This is a genomic window from Rhodoferax sp. P1_F3 (assembly GCF_056405715.1).
This window is the reverse complement of sequence record NZ_JBFUBO010000011.1, coordinates 65132-86065: the sequence shown is the minus strand read 5'-3', so window position 1 is coordinate 86065 and position 20934 is coordinate 65132. Positions and strand designations below refer to the sequence as shown.

At 62.0% G+C, this 20934-nt stretch carries 18 protein-coding genes; 4 read left to right on the top strand and 14 right to left on the bottom strand.

The window, feature by feature from the left end; translation table 11 throughout:
- Positions 1 to 19: 19 nt before the first annotated feature.
- The gene (locus tag AC1DZ5_RS17380) at positions 20 to 2467 is read right to left on the bottom strand and encodes a putative bifunctional diguanylate cyclase/phosphodiesterase (RefSeq protein ID WP_477891309.1); all 2448 of its coding nucleotides are present in this window, start codon (positions 2465 to 2467) and stop codon (positions 20 to 22) included.
- Between the two features lie 141 nt (positions 2468 to 2608).
- On the bottom strand, positions 2609 to 3109 hold the full coding sequence (locus tag AC1DZ5_RS17375) for a molybdenum cofactor biosynthesis protein MoaE (RefSeq protein ID WP_477891307.1): 501 nt from the start codon (positions 3107 to 3109) through the stop codon (positions 2609 to 2611).
- Positions 3110 to 3371: 262 nt separating this feature from the next.
- Between AC1DZ5_RS17375 and dapA the strand changes: the two genes are divergently transcribed.
- The gene (gene dapA, locus AC1DZ5_RS17370; protein ID WP_477891305.1) at positions 3372 to 4256 is read left to right on the top strand and encodes a 4-hydroxy-tetrahydrodipicolinate synthase; all 885 of its coding nucleotides are present in this window, start codon (positions 3372 to 3374) and stop codon (positions 4254 to 4256) included.
- On the opposite strand, the gene moaD is transcribed toward dapA, so the two are convergent.
- From moaD to AC1DZ5_RS17345, 5 genes are all read right to left on the bottom strand, one after another.
- A complete protein-coding gene (gene moaD, locus AC1DZ5_RS17365; RefSeq protein ID WP_477891303.1) occupies positions 4243 to 4494 on the bottom strand; it encodes a molybdopterin converting factor subunit 1 in 252 nt (83 codons plus the stop codon). The two genes, dapA and moaD, sit on opposite strands and share 14 nt — an antisense overlap.
- Positions 4491 to 5741 carry a molybdopterin molybdotransferase MoeA gene (locus tag AC1DZ5_RS17360; RefSeq protein WP_477891301.1) on the bottom strand — a complete coding sequence of 417 codons (1251 nt, stop codon included), beginning with the start codon at positions 5739 to 5741 and terminating at the stop codon, positions 4491 to 4493. The genes moaD and AC1DZ5_RS17360 overlap by 4 nt, the downstream gene beginning before the upstream one ends.
- Positions 5742 to 5820: 79 nt before the next feature.
- Positions 5821 to 7251 carry a threonine synthase gene (thrC, locus tag AC1DZ5_RS17355; RefSeq protein WP_477891299.1) on the bottom strand — a complete coding sequence of 477 codons (1431 nt, stop codon included), beginning with the start codon at positions 7249 to 7251 and terminating at the stop codon, positions 5821 to 5823.
- The gene (locus AC1DZ5_RS17350) at positions 7251 to 8573 is read right to left on the bottom strand and encodes a homoserine dehydrogenase (protein ID WP_477891297.1); all 1323 of its coding nucleotides are present in this window, start codon (positions 8571 to 8573) and stop codon (positions 7251 to 7253) included. Before AC1DZ5_RS17350 ends, thrC begins: the two co-directional genes overlap by 1 nt.
- A 69-nt stretch (positions 8574 to 8642) precedes the next feature.
- On the bottom strand, positions 8643 to 9869 hold the full coding sequence (locus AC1DZ5_RS17345) for a pyridoxal phosphate-dependent aminotransferase (protein WP_477891417.1): 1227 nt from the start codon (positions 9867 to 9869) through the stop codon (positions 8643 to 8645).
- A gap of 112 nt (positions 9870 to 9981) precedes the next feature.
- Between AC1DZ5_RS17345 and AC1DZ5_RS17340 the strand changes: the two genes are divergently transcribed.
- From AC1DZ5_RS17340 to AC1DZ5_RS17330, 3 genes are all read left to right on the top strand, one after another.
- Positions 9982 to 10347: an Mth938-like domain-containing protein gene (locus AC1DZ5_RS17340; protein WP_477891295.1), complete on the top strand. Its 366-nt coding sequence runs from the start codon at positions 9982 to 9984 to the stop codon at positions 10345 to 10347.
- 155 nt (positions 10348 to 10502) lie between these two features.
- Complete coding sequence (locus tag AC1DZ5_RS17335) at positions 10503 to 10979, top strand: peroxiredoxin (RefSeq protein WP_310339530.1); 477 nt, start codon at positions 10503 to 10505, stop codon at positions 10977 to 10979.
- Between the two features lie 179 nt (positions 10980 to 11158).
- Positions 11159 to 12838 carry a PhoH family protein gene (locus tag AC1DZ5_RS17330; RefSeq protein ID WP_477891292.1) on the top strand — a complete coding sequence of 560 codons (1680 nt, stop codon included), beginning with the start codon at positions 11159 to 11161 and terminating at the stop codon, positions 12836 to 12838.
- Between the two features lie 144 nt (positions 12839 to 12982).
- Here the strand turns inward: AC1DZ5_RS17330 and dnaB are convergent, their stop codons facing one another.
- The 7 genes from dnaB to ppsA all read right to left on the bottom strand — a co-directional run bounded on the left by dnaB (position 12983) and on the right by ppsA (position 20820).
- Positions 12983 to 14386, bottom strand: coding sequence for a replicative DNA helicase (gene dnaB, locus AC1DZ5_RS17325; protein ID WP_477891290.1), 1404 nt, complete (start codon positions 14384 to 14386; stop codon positions 12983 to 12985).
- A gap of 198 nt (positions 14387 to 14584) precedes the next feature.
- Positions 14585 to 15037: a 50S ribosomal protein L9 gene (gene rplI, locus AC1DZ5_RS17320; RefSeq protein WP_477891288.1), complete on the bottom strand. Its 453-nt coding sequence runs from the start codon at positions 15035 to 15037 to the stop codon at positions 14585 to 14587.
- A gap of 12 nt (positions 15038 to 15049) precedes the next feature.
- Positions 15050 to 15331 carry a 30S ribosomal protein S18 gene (gene rpsR / locus AC1DZ5_RS17315; protein ID WP_029708819.1) on the bottom strand — a complete coding sequence of 94 codons (282 nt, stop codon included), beginning with the start codon at positions 15329 to 15331 and terminating at the stop codon, positions 15050 to 15052.
- Positions 15332 to 15347: 16 nt separating this feature from the next.
- Positions 15348 to 15641 carry a primosomal replication protein N gene (gene priB, locus AC1DZ5_RS17310; protein ID WP_477891286.1) on the bottom strand — a complete coding sequence of 98 codons (294 nt, stop codon included), beginning with the start codon at positions 15639 to 15641 and terminating at the stop codon, positions 15348 to 15350.
- A gap of 22 nt (positions 15642 to 15663) precedes the next feature.
- Entirely contained in the window at positions 15664 to 16029 is a 366-nt protein-coding gene (rpsF, locus tag AC1DZ5_RS17305) for a 30S ribosomal protein S6 (RefSeq protein ID WP_105260691.1), read from the bottom strand.
- Positions 16030 to 16123: 94 nt separating this feature from the next.
- Positions 16124 to 18421, bottom strand: a complete 2298-nt coding sequence (locus AC1DZ5_RS17300; RefSeq protein WP_477891283.1) for a VC_2705 family sodium/solute symporter — start codon at positions 18419 to 18421, stop codon at positions 16124 to 16126.
- 5 nt (positions 18422 to 18426) lie between these two features.
- Entirely contained in the window at positions 18427 to 20820 is a 2394-nt protein-coding gene (gene ppsA / locus AC1DZ5_RS17295; RefSeq protein ID WP_477891281.1) for a phosphoenolpyruvate synthase, read from the bottom strand.
- Between the last annotated feature and the right edge of the window lie 114 nt (positions 20821 to 20934).

The following is a 20934-nucleotide window of genomic DNA, read 5'->3' as shown; positions in this document are numbered from 1 at the left end:
TCTCCCTGAAGTTATTTACTTATGACACAAAAGGGACCTTTTCCCTGCACCATCGTTCATAGTCTTCTACCGGCATGGGCTTTGCGGCATACCAGCCCTGGGCGTAATCGCAGCCCATGGAGCGCAGCAGCACCCATTCCTCCGCATTCTCTGCCCCTTCGGCCACCACACTCAGGCCCAGGCGGTGGCCCAGAGCGATGGTGGACTCCAGCAACGAGGCCTCATCCGTTCCTGCCCGCACGTTGCGCACAAAGGCACGGTCAATCTTGAGTTCGGCCACCGGCATTTTTTGCAGGTAGGCCAGCGAGGAATAGCCGGTTCCAAAATCATCAATCGACAGACTGAAGCCGGCACTGGTCAGGGCATTCATGACGTCCAGCGCCGCTGCGGGGTCTTGCATCGCACCGCTCTCGGTGATTTCAAGGCGAATGTCGACGGGGTCGGCCCCTGTATCACGCGCCAGCGCCGCTACCCGCGCGGCAAACCCCACTTCGCCCAGATCAAACGTCGAAAGGTTGACTGAAATTTGCAACGGCCGGCCCTGGGCGCGGTAGTTGGCCACCATGCGCATGGCCTCCTCCAATACCCAGCGCGTGAGCAGCGTGATGCGCCCGGTCTTTTCGGCAAAGGGAACAAATTCACCGGGCGGTATCAGACCACGGCGCGGGTGCTCCCAACGCACCAGGGCTTCCGCGCTTTGTACGGCACCGTCTTCCAGCCGTACTTTGGGCTGCAGGTACAGGCGCAGCTCACCAGCCTCCACCGCGCGCTTGAGTTCGGACAGCAAGTCCAAATCGGCGCGCTGGCTGGTCTCGAGGTCGGCCCGGTACTCCATCCAGTTCTTGTGCTGGGCCCGGCCGGCGTCCAGCGCGATCTCGGCATTGCGCAACAGCTGCGCCATGGACGGCTGGCTGGCCAGCACCAGCGCGGCGCCCGCCGCCAGCGCAATGTCCACCGCCTGGCCTTCCACCTCGGCGGGGTGGTTGAATTCGTATTCGATCTCCTCTCGCACCGAGACCAGCGTAAGCTGGCTGGGGTAGATCAGGCAGAACTGGTCGGCATGCATGCGGCCCACGCGGGCCCTGGAATGGGTTTTGCACACCGCCAAGAGGCGCTTGCCCGCCTCCTGCAAGATGCGGTCACCCAGCGTGGGGCCCAGGGTTTCGTTGATGGCGTGAAAGCGCTCCACATTGAGCATCAGCACGCAAGGCACATGACCCTCGTCAATCATCAGCTGGCCGTACTGGCGTATGCCCTCGCGATTCAACAGGCCGGTGAGCGGGTCAAAACGAGCCATGCGCGCGGTCTCGCGCTGCAGGCGCAGCGTGCGTTCGGCAATGCCATAGCAAAACGCGATAGGCAGTAACAGCGTGCGCACAAAGTCAAAGGTGGAGCCCAACGCCAGCTCGGTGGGCATGGGTTCGCGCAGCAGCACGCTGTAAAGCAAAAAGGTCATCCAGTAGGCCGCAATCGGGGTTAAGCCCAGCAACAAAATGCCGCAGCCCCGTTCGCCCCCACGCCAGCCGCGCCAGTTAGCGGTTAGCAGCACCAGAAAGTGCAAGGGCACCAGCGCGTAGATCAGTACATTCGCCAGCCCTGGCAGCAAGTAGTGCATGGGAATCATGGCGGCGAACATCACGGCCACGCCATAGGCCACCTTGGTGGTGCGCGGGCTGTGCTTGGCAAAACGGCCAAAGCGCACGCTGAGCAAGACTGAGAGTACCCCCACGAGGTAATTAAATATCCAGGCGTTGAGCCACAGGGAAGAACTCACATTCAGCACAAACGGCAGTCCGCTCTTGGTGAAGATGGTGATGGACTGCAGCGTCGCGTAGAGCGCGTAGATGGCGTAGTTCGCGTCACGCAGGGTGATGCCAAAGAACAGCGCCACCAGAGCAGTGGTGAATAGAAACACCGCGCCGCTGTGGTTCAGCAGGTCCACGCCCTGCTCGTCCCGCAGGCTATCTTCGGGCACCACGGACTCCACCAGCAGCGTGCGCGCCAGCCCGGGGTAGGCCAAGGCGCCGGCAGCGGGTTCAAAGCGGGCATACAAGGGGAAGGCCGCCGTAACATCGGGCGTGAAGATGGCGCGCAGGCCGGTGACCAGCACGCCGCTGCTTTGGCCCAGACGCAAGGCCTGCCCAAGCGGCTTGCCATGGGCGTCAAACAGGGTGATGTTGACACGCTGCACATTCAGGTCGGCAAACGACAACCGGTTCACCGCTTCCAGCGCGTGTCCCTGCGGCAGGCTGGCAATGCGGATCCAGCAGGAATGGTCTTGGGGGTCGACTGGGACTTTGCCCTCGTCGCTAGTGGTCCAGCCATTGTTGGACGTCTGGATGATCTGTTCGGCGGAGAGGCCATCGCAGCGGTAGTCCACTGGCAGCGCAGCGCTCCAAACGCAGACACTCCACAGCGTGGCGACTACCGCAATACCCCAACGCAGCCCACGTAGCCGGAGATCCATGTCCGCCCTTGTCGAATGAGAGATAAAACTGGCCAACACGGACAACGCCCCAACACGCCAGCCTGGGCGCATTGTAGGGTCAGAGGGCTGGATTTGGCCTGTTTTCAGGGGTCGGCTGCTACGCTTTTTGACGCATGGCGCTCAGGCGTTGCGCACCTCTATGCCCCAGCGGGCCAGCGCGTCGTCGTCGCTGACGCGGGCGTCCACCCAGTGCGCGCCCTCGGGGGTCTGTTCTTTCTTCCAGAACGGCGCCTGCGTCTTGAGGTAATCCATCAAAAACTCGCAGGCCTGAAAGCTCTGGCCGCGGTGTGCCGAGGTCACCACCACCAGCACCACCCCATCGGTGGGCCGTAGCAGGCCCACGCGGTGCACCACACGGGCGCCCAGAATATCAAAGCGGGCAAAGGCCGTATCCACCATGGCCTCGATGGCCTTCTCGGTCATGCCCGGATAGTGCTCCAGCTCCATCGTCTGCACCGAGCCCCCTGCGCCTGGCGCATTGCGGTCACGCACCGTGCCTACAAAGCTGCACACCGCGCCCACGCGCGGGTCACCCGCCTGCAGGGCGGCAATCTCCTGCGCCACATCAAAAGGCTGTTGCTGGATGCGGACACGGGCGGTGAAAGCGGCTTCAGATTGCATGGCTGAATTGTGGCACCGTGCTAGGATGGTGCCCATGCTCGCATTCATCGCACTCCTCGCCACGGCCACTCTGGCCCTGGTCGGCGCGCGTCTGGTGGTTGCGAACAAATCCAAAAAACCCAAGCTCATTTGACCGGAGCTGCGGTTCCGTCCTCAGATGAGCGATGGAACTGCGAACAACACCCTCCCCCGTTTACCGCAACCCGCCGCGCAGCTGACGATGGTTCTTTCCATCGGTCTTGTTTTTGCAAAGGATGTTCGCGTGCACGCTACTGACACTTTTTCCGGCCTCTGGATTCCACTGGTCACCCCCTTTCACAACGACGTGGTGGACCACACGGCCCTGCGCAAACTGGTGCAGCACCTGGTGCCCCAGGGCATTGCCGGCATCGTGGTCTGCGGATCCACGGGCGAGGCCGCCGCTTTAAGCACGGACGAGCAACTGGCCGTGCTGGACACGGTGGCACAGGCCGCACCGGGCCTGCCGCTGGTGATGGGCCTGTCGGGCTACCACCTGCCCGACACGCTGGACTGGGTGCGCACGTTGAGCACCCGCAAGCTGGCTGGACTGCTGGTGCCTGCGCCCCACTACATCCGCCCCTCGCAAGCCGGGTTGGTGCAATGGTTCACGGCGATTGCGGACGCCAGTGCGCAACCTGTACTGATCTACGACATTCCGGCACGCACCGGCGTGCAGCTGGCATTGGCCACTCTGCGCACGCTGGCCAGGCACCCCAACATCCAAGGCATCAAGGACTGTGGTGGTGATATGGCCAAGACCCAGACGCTGATTGCCGATGGTCAGCTGCAGGTGCTGGCCGGGGACGATGCCAATATCTTCACCACGCTGGCGCTGGGTGGCAGCGGCGCCATTGCGGCCAGCGGCCATGTGCATACGGCGCGCCTGGTGGCACTCATGCAACACGTGGTGCGTGGCGAACTGGCAGCGGCGCGAGCGTTGTGGCGGCCGCTGCTGCCCTTGATGGAAGCTCTGTTTGCCGAGCCCAATCCTGGTCCCATCAAGACATTGTTAGCACAGCAAGGATGGATGCACGCCGAGTTGCGCGCGCCCATGACAGCAGCATCCGCTGAACTCACCACCAGACTGGTGGCAATCAGCGAAAACGTGGAAACTAGCCCCCGGTAACGGGTGGAAAAAAGGCGACTTCGCAGCCCGCAGTAAGCGGTGCGGACTCGGGGCTCATGACCTGGTCCAGCGCCATGCGCACTGCGCGGCCGGGGGCCAGGGCATCTGCCCCTGCGCCGCCGCGTGCCACCAGCTCGGCACGGAGCGCGGCGAGCGTGGCGGACGGGGTGTCCAGCACTTCGGTGCCCGTGCCCATGGCTTCGCGCACCGCGGCAAAGTAACGCACGGTGACTTTCATGCCAGCAGCTCGCTGAAGGGGATGTAGCGCACCGTGGCGCCGTACTGGATCGCCTCGCTCGGCGGCGTGTCGATCACGCCGTCGCCCCAAACGGCCGAGGTCAGCACACCTGAACTCTGGTTGGTGAACAGGTCCAGGCCACCCCGGTCGTTGCGGCGCACGCGCAAGAATTCACGGCGCTTGTCGGCCCGCGGCCATTCAAAGTCGGCGCGGGCGGCAATGGTTCGCAGCGCCACGTCACCCACACCCTGCAGCTTCAACAGGAACGGCCGCACCAGCAGCATGAAGGTCACAAAGCTGGACACCGGGTTGCCGGGCAGACCCAAAAAGTGGGCCTCGCCCACCGTGCCATGCGCAAAGGGCTTGCCGGGCTTGATGGCGATTTGCCATAGGTGCAGCGCCCCCAGGGCCTGCACAGCGGGCTTGATATGGTCTTCCTCACCTACCGACACACCGCCGCTGGTCAGGATCACATCGTGGCTGGCAGCCGCCTGCTGCAGGGCCTGCTTGGTTGCCTCCAGTTGGTCGGGCACGATGCCCAAGTCCGTGACCTCGCAGCCCAGGCGGCGCAGCATTGCGTGCAGGAAAAAGCGGTTGGAGTTGTAAATGGCGCCCGGCGGCATGTCGGCCGGCGCTACGGCGCCGGGCATGACTAGCTCGTCCCCCGTAGAAAACAACGCCACGCGGGGCCTGCGCACCACAGTCAGCTGGGCCATGCCCACGCTGGCGGCCAGGCCGAGTTCGGCGGGCCCCAGGCGGTTGCCAGCGGCCAGCACCACGTCACCGCGGCGCACGTCTTCGCCGGAGCGGCGGATGTTCTGGCCCGGAATCGGCAAGGTGTTGATGCGTACCACAGTCGCGCCTTGGGCGTCTGGGGCATCCTGCACGCTGCAGTCTTCCTGCATCACCACGGCATCCGCCCCCGGTGGCACCGGTGCGCCGGTAAAGATGCGCGCGATGGTGCCCGGCAGCAACGGCGTACCCATGCTGCCAGCTGCGATGCGCTGGGAGACGGGCAGGCCTGCGGCGGCCGCCAGCACATCGTCCACGCGCACGGCGTAACCGTCCATGGCACTGTTGTCATGCGGCGGCACCTGCAGAGCCGACACGATGGACTGGGCCAGCACGCGGCCATCGGCCTCCATGGTGGACACGGACTCGTGCTGTGCCAACGGTTGCACGGTGGCCAACAGCTGGGCCAGCGCGTCGTCCAGCGGCATCAGGGGTTTGCGTGGGGCGATGGACATGGGCCGGATTTTGCTATGGTTTTGGTAGCTGCTGGCGCATATTCCACGGGGGCCAGGCAGCTATTTCACACTTAAAGACTCAGTAACCGCACTCGCTGGCAATCAGCGTCTTTATGGCTGCCACATCGGCGTCCATCACCTGCACGCGTTTGGGCAAGGCCTCGATGCCGTTGAACTTGGCGGGCCGCTCGGGCTCGCGACCCAGGGCCTCAACAATGGTGGCGGCAAACTTGATGGGCAAGGCCGTTTCCAGCACCACCATAGGCACGCCGGCGGTGCGTTGCTCCAGCGCCACCTTCAGGCCGTCGGCCGTGTGGGTGTCGATGACCATGCCGTGGCGGCTCCAAGTGTCCTGAATCGTTTTCAGGCGATTGGCATGCGTGCTCTTGCCGCTGACAAAGCCGTAGCGGGTAGCGGCCTCGGCAAACGCCGGGTCGGCGCTCAGGTCAAACTGGCCGGTTTGGGACAGGCCTTCGCCAAACAGCGCCTTCACGCGCGCACCATCACGCCCCAGCAGGTCAAACACAAAGCGCTCGAAGTTGGAGGCCTTGGAGATGTCCATGGACGGGCTGGAGGTTTCGTGCGTATCGGCGGTGCCGCGCACGCGGTAGACGCCGGTGCGGAAGAACTCGTCCAGCACATCGTTCTCGTTGGTGGCGACCACCAACTTGTCAATCGGCAGGCCCATCTGACGCGCCACATGCCCGGCACAGACGTTGCCGAAGTTGCCCGAGGGCACGGCGAAGCTGACCTTTTGGTCGTTAGAGGTGGTAGCCTGGATATAGCCCGCAAAGTAGTACACCACCTGGGCCAACAAGCGTGCCCAGTTGATGGAGTTGACGGTGCCGATCTTGTACTTGCGCTTGAACTCCAGGTCGTTGGACACGGCCTTGACGATGTCCTGGCAGTCGTCGAACACGCCGTTGATGGCGATGTTGTGGATGTTGGCGTCCTGCAGGCTGAACATCTGCGCCTGCTGAAAAGGGCTCATGCGGCCATTGGGACTGGTCATGAAGACGCGCACGCCCTTTTTGCCGCGCATGGCGTATTCGGCCGCGCTGCCGGTGTCGCCACTGGTAGCGCCCAGGATGTTGAGCTCTTCAACGCGGCGGCCCAGCTCGTACTCGAACAGGTTGCCCAGCAGCTGCATGGCCATGTCCTTGAAGGCCAGCGTGGGGCCGTTGGACAGGGCTTCGATCCAGACGCCGTCTTCCAGGTGGCGCAGCGGCACGATCTCACCGGTGCCAAACACCTCGGCGGTGTAGGTCTTGGCGCACAGGGCGCGCAAATCCGCAGCAGGAATGTCGTCGATATAGAGGGACAGGATTTCAAACGCCAGTGCCGCATAGCCCTGCTGGTGGTAGACGGTGCGCCACTGCTGCAGCGTGGCGTCGCTCACCTGCGGATAGGCCTCTGGCAAGTACAGGCCACCATCGGGCGCCAGGCCTTCGAGCAGGATTTCGCAGAAGCGTTTGCGGTCCGGGTTGCCGCGGGTGGAGAGGTAACGCATCAGTTCAGCTCCTCTTTGCGGATGCGGGTGATGGGCGCCAGCACCGTGGGCAGGGCCTGCATCTGGGCAATGGCCGCGTTCATCTTGGCCTCGGCGCAGTCGTGCGTGAGGATGATGACATCGGTCTGGGTGCCGGCTTCGCCACTGATCTCGTCGGCTTCGCGCTGCAGCACCGCGTCGATGCTGATGCCGGCCTCGGCCAGGATGCCGGTGACCTTGGCCAGCACGCCGGCCTCGTCGGCCACGCGCAGGCGCAGGTAGTAGCTGGTCACCACCTCACCCATGGGCAGGATGGGCGTATCGCTCATGCTGTGCGGCTGGAAGGCCAGGTGCGGCACGCGCTGGGCCGCATCGGCAGTATGCAGGCGGGTAATGTCCACCAGGTCGGCAATCACGGCGCTGCCAGTGGGCTCTGAGCCCGCGCCTTTGCCGTAGTACAGCGTGGTGCCCACAGCGTCGCCGTTCACCACTACGGCGTTCATCGCGCCTTCCACATTGGCGATCAGGCGCTTGGCCGGAATCAGCGTGGGGTGCACGCGCAACTCAATGCCATTGGCCATACGCTTGGTAATGCCCAACAGTTTGATGCGGTAGCCCAGCTGCTCGGCGTACTTGATGTCGGCCGAGCCCAGCTTGGTGATGCCTTCCACGTAGGCCTTGTCGAACTGCACGGGAATGCCAAAGGCAATCGCGCTCATCAGCGTGAGCTTGTGCGCGGCGTCCACGCCTTCGATGTCAAACGTGGGGTCAGCCTCGGCATACCCCAGGCGCTGCGCTTCTTTCAGCACCACATCAAAGTCCAGGCCCTTGTCGCGCATCTCGGACAGGATGAAGTTGGTGGTGCCGTTGATGATGCCGGCGATCCACTGCACGCGGTTGGCGGTCAGGCCTTCGCGCAGCGCCTTGATGATGGGGATGCCACCGGCCACGGCGGCTTCAAACGCCACCATCACGCCCTTGGCGGACGCGGCGGCAAAAATCTCGGTGCCGTGCACGGCCAGCAATGCCTTGTTGGCAGTCACCACATGCTTGCCTGCGGCAATGGCTTCCAGCACCAGTTCCTTGGCCAGGGTGTAACCGCCGATCAGTTCCACCACGATGTCGATATCGGGATTGCGGATGATCTCGCGCGCATCGGCCACCACGCGGGCCTTGTCACCCACGATTTCCTGGGCCAGCGCGGTGTTGCGGCGCGACACCATGGTCACCTCGATGCCACGGCCGGCGCGGCCCTTGATTTCTTCCTGGTTGCGCTGCAGGACGTTGAACACACCGCTGCCCACGGTGCCAAGGCCCATCACGCCTACTTGTATCGGTTTCATAGTTTTTCAGGTAAAAAGGCTTCTAGCCCGCACAAACACTGCGCGAGCAGCTATCAAAATCAGAGTGAATCAGCCGGCGTTGCGGGCACGGTAGTGCTCCAGGAACTTGGCGATGCGGCCAATGGCTTCGCGCAGGTCGTCTTCGTGCGGCAAAAACACAATGCGGAAATGGTCCGGTTGCGGCCAGTTGAAACCCGTGCCCTGCACCAGCATCACGCGGGTCTCGCGCAGCAGCTCCAGGAAGAACTGGCGATCATCCGCGATGGGGTACACCTTGGGGTCCAGCTTGGGAAACATATAGAGCGCAGCTTGCGGCTTCACACAGCTCACGCCGGGGATGGCGGTGATCAACTCATAGGCCAGATCGCGCTGGCGGCGCAAGCGCCCGCCTTCACAGACCAGGTCGTTGATGCTCTGGTAGCCGCCCAAAGCGGTCTGAATCGCCCACTGGCCGGGCACGTTGGAGCACAACTTCATGTTCGAGAGCATGTTCAGGCCCTCGATGTAGTCGGTCGCATTCTTCTTGTCGCCTGACACCACCAGCCAGCCAGCACGGTAGCCGCAGGAACGGTAGCTCTTGGACAGGGAGTTGAAGGTCAGCGTTAGCACGTCTTCGGACAGGCTGCCTAGCGCGGTGTGGTACACGCCGTCATACAGCACCTTGTCGTAGACCTCGTCGGCCAGGATCACCAGGCCGTGTTCGCGCGCGATGCCGATGATGCCCTTGAGCAGCTCATCGGAATACATCACGCCCGTGGGGTTGTTGGGGTTGATGACCACGATGCCCTTGGTGCGGGGCGTGATCTTGGCGCGGATGTCGTCCAGGCTGGGCATCCAGCCATTGGCTTCATCGCACAGATAGTGCACCGGCGTGCCGCCCGACAGGCTGGTGGCTGCCGTCCACAACGGGTAATCGGGCATGGGCAGTAACAATTCGTCACCATTGTCCAGCAGCGCGTTGGTCGCCATGGTGATGAGCTCGCTGGCGCCGTTGCCCAGGTAGATGTCGTCCAGCGTCACGGCCTTGATGCCCTGCTGCTGGGTGTAGTGCATGACGGCCTTGCGTGCCGCAAAAATGCCCTTGCTGTCCGAATACCCGGCCGAGTTGGGCAGGTTACGGATCATGTCCTGCTGAATTTCCTCAGGCGCATCAAAGCCAAACACCGCCAGGTTGCCCAGGTTGAGTTTGATGATCTTCTGCCCCTCATCCTCCATCTGCCGCGCCGCGTCCATGATGGGCCCGCGGATGTCGTACAGCACATTGGCAAGCTTGGCAGATTTCTGAATGGTTTTCAAAGGCCCTCCGGCGGTCTTCAGCATGGGGTGAAACCTATAATTTGACCACAGTTCCGCAGCGCAACTGCCCCGCCGCACCCCGCGCCCGACCCAAACACCCGCACACAAGCCCATGAAACTTTTGCCCGATGCCCTACAAGGCCCGTCCATCACCGGTTACGGCCCTGGCTGGGTGGCAGTCAATGGCCAGCAGTACACAACCAGCCTGATCGTCAGCAGCGAGGGCCTGTGCCAGCCCTGGAGCTGCGCAGCCTTTGACCAGCTGGAGGCGGCCCACTTTGAAGAGCTGGCCGCGTTGGCGCCCGAATTGGTACTGTTTGGCAGCGGTGACCGCATCCAGTTTCCACGCCCGCAGTGGCTGACGCCCTTGTACAGCCGGCGCATCGGGTTGGAGACCATGGACACGCAGGCGGCCTGCCGCACCTTCAACTTTCTGGCAGGGGAAGGCCGCAAGGTGGTGGCGGCGCTGCTGGTCTAGGGATTCCTCTAGAGCCTTCAGGGTTGGGAGGGTGGTTTTCAGAGTAAAATCACGGGTTGCGGTCTGGGGCGACATTCGCTGTCACGTTTGGCGCCCTTCACTATGACTGACAGGTCCGGCTTAACCGGACTGCAACACCGAGACTGAAACTGCTTATGGCCATCGTTGTCAACAAACCCCTGCCCGAATTTGAAGCCAACGCCACCGGCGGCATCAGGGTGACCAACACCACCCACGTCGGCAAAACCATGGTGCTGTACTTCTACCCCAAGGACAACACCCCTGGCTGCACCACCGAAGCGATGCAATTCCGGGACAAATACAAGGATTTCGTCAAAGCAGGTGCCGAGGTTTTTGGCGTCTCTCGCGACAATATGAAGTCGCACGACGAATTCAAAGCCAAGCTGGAACTCCCGTTTGAGCTGATCGCCGATACCGAAGAAAAAATGTGCCACATGTTCGGCGTGGTCAAGAACAAGATCATGTACGGCAAAAAGGTCAAAGGCATTGAGCGCAGCACCTTCCTGGTGGGCGCCGATGGCCTGCTGAAAGAGGAATGGCGCGGCCTCAAGGTACCGGGCCATGTGGACGAAGTGCTCAAGGCCGTGAAAGTGCTGAAAAAAGCAGCATGATTTCATTGCGTGTTGTTTTGGTGCACACCAAAGCAACAGCGTCACGGCACTCATGCATAATGAATTCATGCCGTTGAACGTCGCAACCGCGCTCCCACAAAAAGCCGCCTTGGCTCAAGGCGGCTTTTTCGTTTTTACGGCTACGGTTTTTTACATTTCACTCTCTGCGAGCCCACTCCATGCCATTGCCTCCCGCCCCGTCCAAGCGCGCCGATCGCCTGACTGCCAAAGACTTTGACGCCCCCGCACGTGCCACAGCCCGCCCTGTGCGCAAGGCCCAGCAAGTCGAGACACTTGCTGCCGCAGCCCCAAACTTGAGTGAAAAACCCACCGCCAAAGAGTCGACCAAACGGGTCCAGACTTCGGCACTGACCCACACGCCGGTCAGCAGCCCAGCGGTAGTGGCCGCAGCACCGACAGCGCCCCGAGCGGTCGCACCGTCACGCCGCATCAAACGCACCGGCCCCAGCGGCCCGAGCAAGCTGTTTGTGCTGGACACCAACGTGTTGCTGCACGACCCGATGTGCCTGTTCCGCTTTGAGGAACACGACATTTACCTGCCCATGATCGTCCTGGAAGAGCTGGACGGTCATAAAAAGGGCATGACCGAAGTGGCGCGCAACGCCCGCCAGACCAGCCGCACGCTGGACACGCTGGCTGGCGCGCCCGGCGCCGACATCACGGCCGGCTTTGAGCTCAACAGCACCGGTCACAAGGATGCCGGTGGCAAGCTGATGTTCCAGACCCAGCCGCTGAACTACACCTTGCCAACCAGCCTGCCCCAGGGCAAGGCCGACAACCAGATCCTGGGCGTGGTGGAGGCCCTGCGCCAGCACTACGCGCCGCGCGAGGTGGTACTGGTGTCCAAGGACATCAACATGCGGGTCAAGGCCCGTGCGCTGGGCCTGGCCACCGACGACTACCAGAACGACAAGACGCTGGAAGACGGCGACCTGCTGTACTCCGGTGCCTTAGCCCTGCCCTCCGACTTCTGGGCCACGCATGGCCAGGCCGTGGAAAGCTGGCAACAAGGCCCGCACACCTTCTACAAGGTGGACGGTCCCGTGGTGCCCAGCATGATGATCAACCAGTTTGTCTACTTCGAATCCCCCGGCGAACCCAGCCTGTATGCCCGTGTGACCGAGATCCGTGGTACCACGGCCGTACTGAAGACGCTGAAAGACTTCAACCACCTGAAGAATGCGGTCTGGGGCGTGACCACCCGCAACCGCGAGCAGAACTTCGCGATGAACCTGCTGACCGACCCCGAAGTCGATTTTGTGACGCTGACCGGCACGGCCGGCACCGGCAAGACGTTGATGGCCCTGGCCGCTGGCCTGACCCAGGTGCTGGACGATCGCCGCTACACTGAAATCATCGTCACCCGAGCCACCGTGAGTGTGGGCGAGGACATCGGCTTCCTACCCGGCACCGAAGAAGAAAAGATGGGCCCCTGGATGGGCGCACTGGACGACAACCTCGAAGTGCTGGGCAAGACGGACACCAGCGCCGGCGAATGGGGCCGCGCGGCGACCAACGAACTGATCCGCAGCCGCATCAAGATCAAGAGCATGAACTTTATGCGCGGCCGGACCTTCCTGAACAAGTACGTCATCATCGACGAGGCGCAAAACCTGACGCCCAAGCAGATGAAGACGCTGATTACCCGTGCGGGCCCCGGCACCAAGATCATTTGCATGGGCAACCTGGCCCAGATCGACACGCCCTACCTGACCGAAGGTTCATCGGGCCTGACCTTCGCGGTGGACAAGTTCAAGGGTTGGCCGCACGGTGGCCACATCACGCTGGCGCGTGGTGAGCGTTCGCGCTTGGCGGACTTTGCCAGTGAAGTACTTTGATGCTTGTGGGTCAGACCACTCGCGCAGCGATGTGCTCTGACCCCAACTGATTGGGATGCTATTAATTCAATAGCTACTCGCGCATATTCGACGGGGGCTAGAGGCCAATTTGGCTTCTAGCCCCCGTTCTTTTGGCGAAGTTAATCAGTAGTCGTCGCCACCGCTGTAGGCCAGGTTCTCGAACTTGGTAAAGCGGTTCATGAAGGCCAGCTTCACCGTGCCCGTGGGGCCGTTACGCTGCTTGGCGATGATGACTTCGGCCACACCGGGCTCCTTGCACTGGTCCTTGGTGTAGTACTCGTCGCGGTAGATGAACATGATGATGTCCGCATCCTGCTCAATGGCGCCGGATTCGCGCAAATCACTCATCATGGGGCGCTTGTCGGGGCGCTGCTCCACCGAGCGGTTGAGCTGCGAGAGCGCAATCACCGGACATTTGAGTTCCCGCGCCAGCATCTTCAGGCCCCGGGAGATTTCGCCCAGCTCGGTGGCGCGGTTTTCACCGTCGCTGCTGCTGCCGCTCATGAGCTGCAAATAGTCCACCACGATCAGGCCCAACTGGCCGCACTGGCGTGCCAGGCGGCGCGCATTCGCCCTGACCTCGCTGGAATTCAAACCCGCGCTTTCGTCGATGTGCAGGGAGATGGTGCGCAGCTTCTCGATCGCCTCCGACAGGCGTGGCCACTCGTCATCAGTGAGCTTGCCGGTGCGCAGATGGCCCTGGTCAATACGGCCGATAGAGCCCACGATACGCACCGCCAGCTGGGCGGCGCCCATTTCCATCGAGAAGATGGCGACCGGCAGGCCTTCGTTGAGTGCCACGTGCTCGGCAATGTTGATGGCCAGCGCAGTTTTGCCCATGGAGGGGCGTGCGGCCAGCACGATCAGATCACCGGCCTGCAGGCCGGCCGTCATGCGGTCAAAGTCGATAAAGCCCGTAGGCACCCCGGTCACATCGTTGGGGTTGTCGGCCATCTCCTGCACGCGGTCCAGCAGGTTGACCACCAACGTGTCCATGCCCTGGAAGCCCTGCTTGTTGCGCTTGCCTTGCTCACCGATATTGAAGATCTTTTGCTCGGACTCGTCCACGATCTCGGACACCGGCCGCCCCTTGGGGTTGAAAGCGTTGGTGGCAATCTCATCACTGGCACTGACCAGCTTGCGCAGGATGGAGCGGTCACGCACGATCTCGGCATAGCGGCGGATATTGCTGGCGCTGGGCACGTACTGGGCCAGCGAATTCAGGTAGGCCAGACCGCCCATTTCCTCAGCCTTGCCCTGGCTTTGCAGGTGCTCAAACACCGTGATCACGTCAGCTGGCTTGTTGCCGTTGATCAGCGTACCAATGGAGGCATAAATCAGGCGGTGTTCGTAGCGGTAAAAATCCGTGTCCACCAACACATCGCTGACGCGGTCCCAGGCTTCGTTGTCCAGCAACAGCCCGCCCAGCACACTGGACTCGCCTTCGATGGAGTTGGGCGGCACCCGCAACTGGGCGATCTGGCGGTCGGTATCAAAGTTATCGCTGGCGGACAGTACGGCGGACATTGGTGGTTTTCCTTCAAGCCTTTCATCCTACGATGTGGCCGCATTGGCGTCGAGGGACAAGGCTGGGGGCAAGTTGTGGGCAAACTGTGCAAATGATGGGATAACTCCGTCCCAAAAACACAAAAGCCGCAAGGGACCAGCCCCAGCGGCTTTTGGTGAGGGCACACCCCGTTGCCGGGGCGCACCATCAAAGTGCCATTAAGCGGTTTCGCCGTACACGGACACGGTGATGTCGACCACCACGTCAGTGTGCAAAGCCACGCTCACGGTGCTTTCGCTCACGACCTTGATAGGACCGTTGGGCATGCGCACTTGAGACTTGGCCACCTTGTAGCCGGCTTTCACCAGTTCTTCGGCGATGTCGTAGTTGGTCACGGAACCAAACAAACGGCCATCCACACCAGCTTTTTGGGTCAGCTTGATGGTGGTACCACCCAGCTTGGCACCCAGTGCCTGGGATTCAGCCAGCTTGGCAGCGGCTGCTTTTTCCAGCTCAGCGCGCTTGGCTTCGAATTCTGCCTTGGCAGATTCAGTAGCGCGGCGTGCACGGCCGGAGGGGATCAGGAAGTTGCGTGCGTAGCCATCTTTGACCTTGACGATTTCGCCCAGGTTGCCGAGGTTCACGACCTTGTCGAGCAGAATAATTTGCATGGTCGGGACTCCTTAGATCTTGTGCTGGTCGCTGTAAGGCAGCATCGCCAGGAAGCGAGCGCGCTTGATAGCGGTGTTCAATTGGCGCTGGAAAATAGCGCGGGTGCCGGTCAGGCGTGCGGGAATGATCTTGCCGTTTTCAGCAATGAAGTCACGCAGTGTGTCGATGTCTTTGTAGTCAATCTCTTCCACACCGGTCACGGTGAAGCGGCAAAAGCGCTTGCGCTTGAACAGCAGGGATTGTGTGTTGCGCTTGGGGCGCTTGTCTTTGTTGAAACGTTTTGGTCCGGGCATGATGGACTCCTAAAAATTAGTCTTGCAAAAAATCTTGAATGTGAAACACGAGTGACTTGCCTTGGCGTGCATTGGCGAGAAAACCGCTGAACTTCCAGACACTGCCGATGGCCTGCTTTGCAAGCCGCTCCGCCAATGTGCCGAAAGCCACTGCTTTCACCACCACCTTCACGGTTCGCTGGCCCCCTGCTTCTTCCACTTGGGACTCGTGTTCGAGTCGCAAATTCAGGGCGGGTAAGCCGGCTGGCGTGTAACGCATGGATTCAACCTCTGCGATACAGGCACTTAAAACCAGTGAGTTGGCTTGCACTCCTTTTCAGGCAAATGCGTGTTTACGCTTGGTACTCGGCCTGTTGGGCCTTGCGTGCATCTTCGCGTTCCACAGTCTTCATCATGGAAGAAGGGCCGGTATCGGCTTTTTTCTTCAACACGGTGAGGTGGCGCAACACGGCGTCGTTGAACTTGAACGCGTGTTCCAGTTCAGACATCACAGCCTGGTCGGCTTCGATGTTGACGCACAGGTAGTGGGCCTTGGCCAGCTTGTTGATCATGTACACCATCTGACGACGGCCCCAATCTTCAACACGGTGCACCTTGCCACCGCCAGCGGTGATCATGCCCTTGTAACGTTCCAGCATGGCAGGAACTTGTTCGCTCTGATCCGGGTGGATCATGAGGATGATTTCGTAATGACGCATTGATACTCCTTGAGGATTTCCCAGCATCTGGGATTAAGTAAGCTGCCCCCGGCGTCTAAACAGGGTGCAGCAAGGCGAAGCCCATGATTATAGCTCAGCCCAGGTCGGGCACCAAATCACGCTCTGGTATGGGTTCTGGGCGCGTTACGCAGCTGAGCAAAAACCCGACCACAAAGCCTGCCACCACCCCAAACACCCCCGCAGACACGGGTTGGATGCCCCACCACAGGCCTTCGCCCTGCAAACCCAGGGCCAAACGCAGACTCGGCAAATTCACCGCCATGTAGTAGACCGTGACGCCCAGACCCGCCAACATGCTCCCCACCGCCCCCACCCGTGTCATGCGGGGCCAAAAGATGCCCAGCACCATGGACGGCACAAAGGCCGCTCCGGCCAACGAGAACGATGCCGACACCAGATACAGGATGCCGGCCGGCCGCTGCGCCGCCGCGTAGGCCGCCACCAGGGCCACCACCAGCAAGGCGAATTTGGACCACATCACGCGGCGCATGGCCTGGGCCTTGTTGCCGCTGCCCTCGAAGTACACATCGTGGGCCAACGCATTGCCAATAGTCAACAACAGGCCATCGGCCGTGGAAAGCGCAGCGGCCAAGCCGCCTGCCGCCACCAACACCGACACCACATAGGGCAAGCCGCCGATCTCCGGCGTGGCCAACATGACGAGGTCCGCCCCCACGCGCAGCTCGGCAAACTGCAAAATGTGGTCCCCGTTCACATCCATCACAGTTAGCAGCGTGGGGTCGCGCGACCACTGGGCGATCCAGCCGGGCAGCGTGTCCATGGGCTGCCCCACCAGATGCGCCATGACCTCGTACTTCACCAACACCGCCAGCGCCGGGGCAGACAGGTACAGCAACGCAATGAACACCAGCGACCATGCCACCGAACGCCGCGTCTCCGCTACCGAAGGCGTGGTGTAGTAGCGCGTGAGCAGGTGCGGCAGGCCAGCCGTGCCCACCATCAGGCAAAACATCAGGGCCAGAAAATTCAGGCGTGAGGTTTGGGTGCTCTCCGGTGTGTCGCCCACCCCACCGGCCTTGCCCGCAAAGGGTTGGGAATGCAGAGGCATGCCACCCAGCGGTTGCGCGCGCTCCAGGTTGTCGGCGCGGGCCTTGGTCCAGCGCTCACGCGCCGTGGCGGCGTCTTTGGGTAGTGCAGACAGTTCTCGCCGCAGCGTCTGGGCACGCGTGTTGTCGGCCTTGATATCGCCCAGTGCACGCAGCTGCTGGCGCAACTCCAACCGCTCTTGCTGCAATGCCTCCTCCACGTTTTGCAGCTTGCGCTCCAGCACCGCGGCGCGGTGCGCGTAGATGCCGATCACTTCCTGCTCGACCGGCGAGTTCAAAAACTGCTGCTCCAGCGCCGCAATCTTGGGCAGCTGCTGGCCATAGGCCAAGGGCGCCAGCGGGTTACCGGTCTGCTTGTAGGACAGCCAGGACACCGGGATCAGAAAGGCCAGGATGATGATGACGTACTGGGTGACCTGGGTCCAGGTCACGGCGCGCATACCGCCCAGAAACGAACACACCAGCACGCCACCCAGGCCCAGCAAAATACCAATCTCGAAGTTCACGCCCGTCAGGCGCGAGGTGATCAACCCCACGCCATACAGCTGCGCCACCACATAGGTGAACGAGCACAGCACGGCTGCCAATGCGGCCAGCATGCGCGGCCACCGCCCCCCAAAACGCACCGCGAAATAGTCGGGCACGGTATACAGGTTCATGCGGCGCAAATACGGCGCTACCAGCAGGGCTACGAGGCAAAACCCGCCGGTCCAGCCCAACACATAGGCCAGACCGCCTGGCTGCCCCCCTGCCCCTGAAAAGCCTTGCAGGTACAGGCCACCGGCCAGGCTGATGAAAGAGGCGGCGCTCATCCAGTCGGCCGCCGTGGCCATGCCGTTGTAGATGCCGGGTACGCGGCGCCCGGCCACGTAGTACTCATTGGCATCGGCCGTACGGCCTACCACGCCAATCACGGCGTACATCATCAAGGTGGTGGTCAAAAAGATGCCTGCCACCCATGGCTTGGACAAGCCGAACTGCTCCGCCACCGCAAGTGCCCCGAGCAACAGCAGCAACGTGGTCACGTAGATACCAAAACGCCGGTGCAGGGTGCGCGTGTAGCGGCCATAGGCCCGCGGATCAAAGGTGGGGGCTTCCGTCTCGCGCCGGTTGGCGCGCCAGGCAAACACCACCACGATGGCAATGAAGACCAACACCGCGCCCTGGGCTGCAAACCAGAAGCCTACGGGCCAGGACAACAGCTCCCACTGCAAATCTCGCGCGAAAAAGATAACCCCGAACGACACAGCAAACCACAGCGCCAGCAACCCTGCATGCAGGTGCCACCGGCGTGTGGTCTGCACACGCGTCATTGGTTGGCGAGCTGCTGCCAGGTCGCGACGACCGAGTCCGGGTTCAAGGAGATCGACGAGATGCCCTGCTGCTCCAGCCACTGCGCGAAGTCAGGGTGGTCGCTGGGGCCTTGACCGCAGATACCGATGTACTTGCCCTGGCGCTTGCAGGCGTCAATGGCCAGCGTGATCAGCGCCTTGACCGCAGGGTCACGCTCGTCAAAGTCGGCCGCTAGCAGCTCCAGGCCCGAGTCACGGTCCAGGCCCAACGTGAGCTGGGTCAGGTCGTTGGAGCCGATGGAGAAGCCGTCGAAGTACTCGAGGAACTGGTCTGCCAGGATGGCGTTACTGGGGATCTCGCACATCATGACCAGCTTGAGTTCGTCCTCGCCGCGGCGCAGGCCGTGGCGGCCCAGCAGCTCTGTGACCTTTTTGGCCTGGCCCAGGGTGCGCACAAAGGGCACCATGACTTGCACATTGGTCAAGCCCATGTCGTTGCGCACGCGCTTAAGCGCCTCGCACTCCATGGCAAAGGCCTCACCAAACTCGGTGCTGGTGTAACGCACGGCGCCGCGGAAGCCCAGCATGGGGTTCTCTTCCTCGGGCTCGTAGCGGCTGCCGCCAATGAGCTTGCGGTACTCGTTGCTTTTGAAGTCCGAAAGACGCACGATGACGGGCTTGGGCCAGAACGCTGCGGCAATGGTGGCCACACCTTCGGCCACGCGGTCCACATAAAACGCACGGGGGGATGCATGGCCGCGGGCCACCGACTCGACCGCCTTTTTCAGGTCGCTATCGATGTTGGGGTAGTCCAGAATGGCCTTGGGGTGCACGCCAATGTTGTTGTTGATGATGAACTCCAGCCGCGCCAGGCCCACGCCCTGGTTGGGCAACTGGCAAAAGTCAAACGCCAGCTGGGGGTTGCCCACGTTCATCATGATCTTGACCGGGATCTCGGGCATCTCGCCGCGCTGCACCTCAGACACTTCAGTTTCCAGCAGGCCGTCGTAGATGAAGCCCGTATCGCCCTCAGCGCAGCTCACCGTCACCAACATGCCGTCCTTGAGCAGGTCGGTGGCGTTGCCACAGCCCACCACGGCCGGAATACCCAGCTCGCGCGCAATGATGGCGGCGTGGCAGGTGCGACCGCCGCGGTTGGTCACGATGGCGCTGGCGCGCTTCATGACGGGTTCCCAGTTGGGGTCGGTCATGTCAGTCACCAAAATGTCACCGGCCTGCACCTGGTCCATCTCGTTGATGTTGTGCACGATGCGCACCGGGCCGGTGCCAATCTTCTGGCCAATCGCACGGCCTTCCACCAGCACCGCGCCTTTGCCCTTGAGCTTGTAGCGGTACTCGGCCTGGTTGCCGGCCTGGCTCTTCACCGTTTCAGGGCGGGCCTGCAGGATGTAAAGCTCGCCGTCGATACCGTCCTTACCCCACTCGATGTCCATGGGGCGGCCGTAATGGTCTTCAATCACCAGCGCATAACGGGCAAGTTGCTCCACATCGGCATCGGTCAGCGAATAGCGGTTGCGCAGCTCGGTGGGCACATCGGTGGTTTTGACCAGCTTGCCGCCGGCGGCCTTTTCTTCAGGCGAGGTGAACACCATTTGCAGCAGCTTGGAGCCCAGGTTGCGGCGGATCAGCGCGCGCTTGCCAGCCTTGAGCATGGGCTTGTGCACGTAAAACTCGTCCGGGTTCACAGCGCCCTGCACCACGGTTTCACCCAGGCCGTAGCTGCTGGTGATGAACACCACCTGGTCAAAGCCGGACTCAGTGTCGATGGTGAACATCACCCCTGCTGCGCCCAGGTCGGAGCGCACCATGCGCTGAACGCCCGCACTGAGGGCCACCACGTCATGGGCGAAGCCCTTGTGCACGCGGTAGCTGATGGCGCGGTCGTTGTAGAGGCTGGCAAACACCTCTTTCATCTTGTGCAGCACGTCCTCGATGCCGACCACGTTGAGGAAGGTTTCCTGCTGGCCCGCGAAGGAGGCATCGGGCAAATCTTCGGCCGTGGCGGAGGAACGCACGGCAAAGCTGGCTTGGGCGTTTCCGCCCGACAGGGTGACAAAAGCGTCACGGATGGCTTTTTCCAGGTCCGCAGGGAAAGGCTGGGCCTCGACCATGGCGCGGATTTCGGCTCCCACGACGGCCAGAGCGCGCACGTCTTCGGTATCCAGGTTCTTGAGTTTGGCGCTGATTTTGTCGGCCAGGCCGGCGTGGGCCAGAAACTGGCGGAAGGCATGTGCCGTGGTGGCAAAACCCGTAGGCACTTTTACGCCCTGCGGTAGCTGGGAAATCATCTCCCCCAGGCTGGCGTTTTTGCCCCCCACAGAGTCCACATCGGCCATGCGCAGCAGCTCGAAGGGGACGACCAGGTCGGTCGGGTTGAAAAGATTAGACATAGGAATGCTCCAGAAGTTAAAACCTTTACGTGGCCCCACGGGGAAACCTCACCCGCCTGCCGCAGCGCACGACCGTTCGTTTTCTGTTGTTGCTTTTATGGAATTACGAAGCGG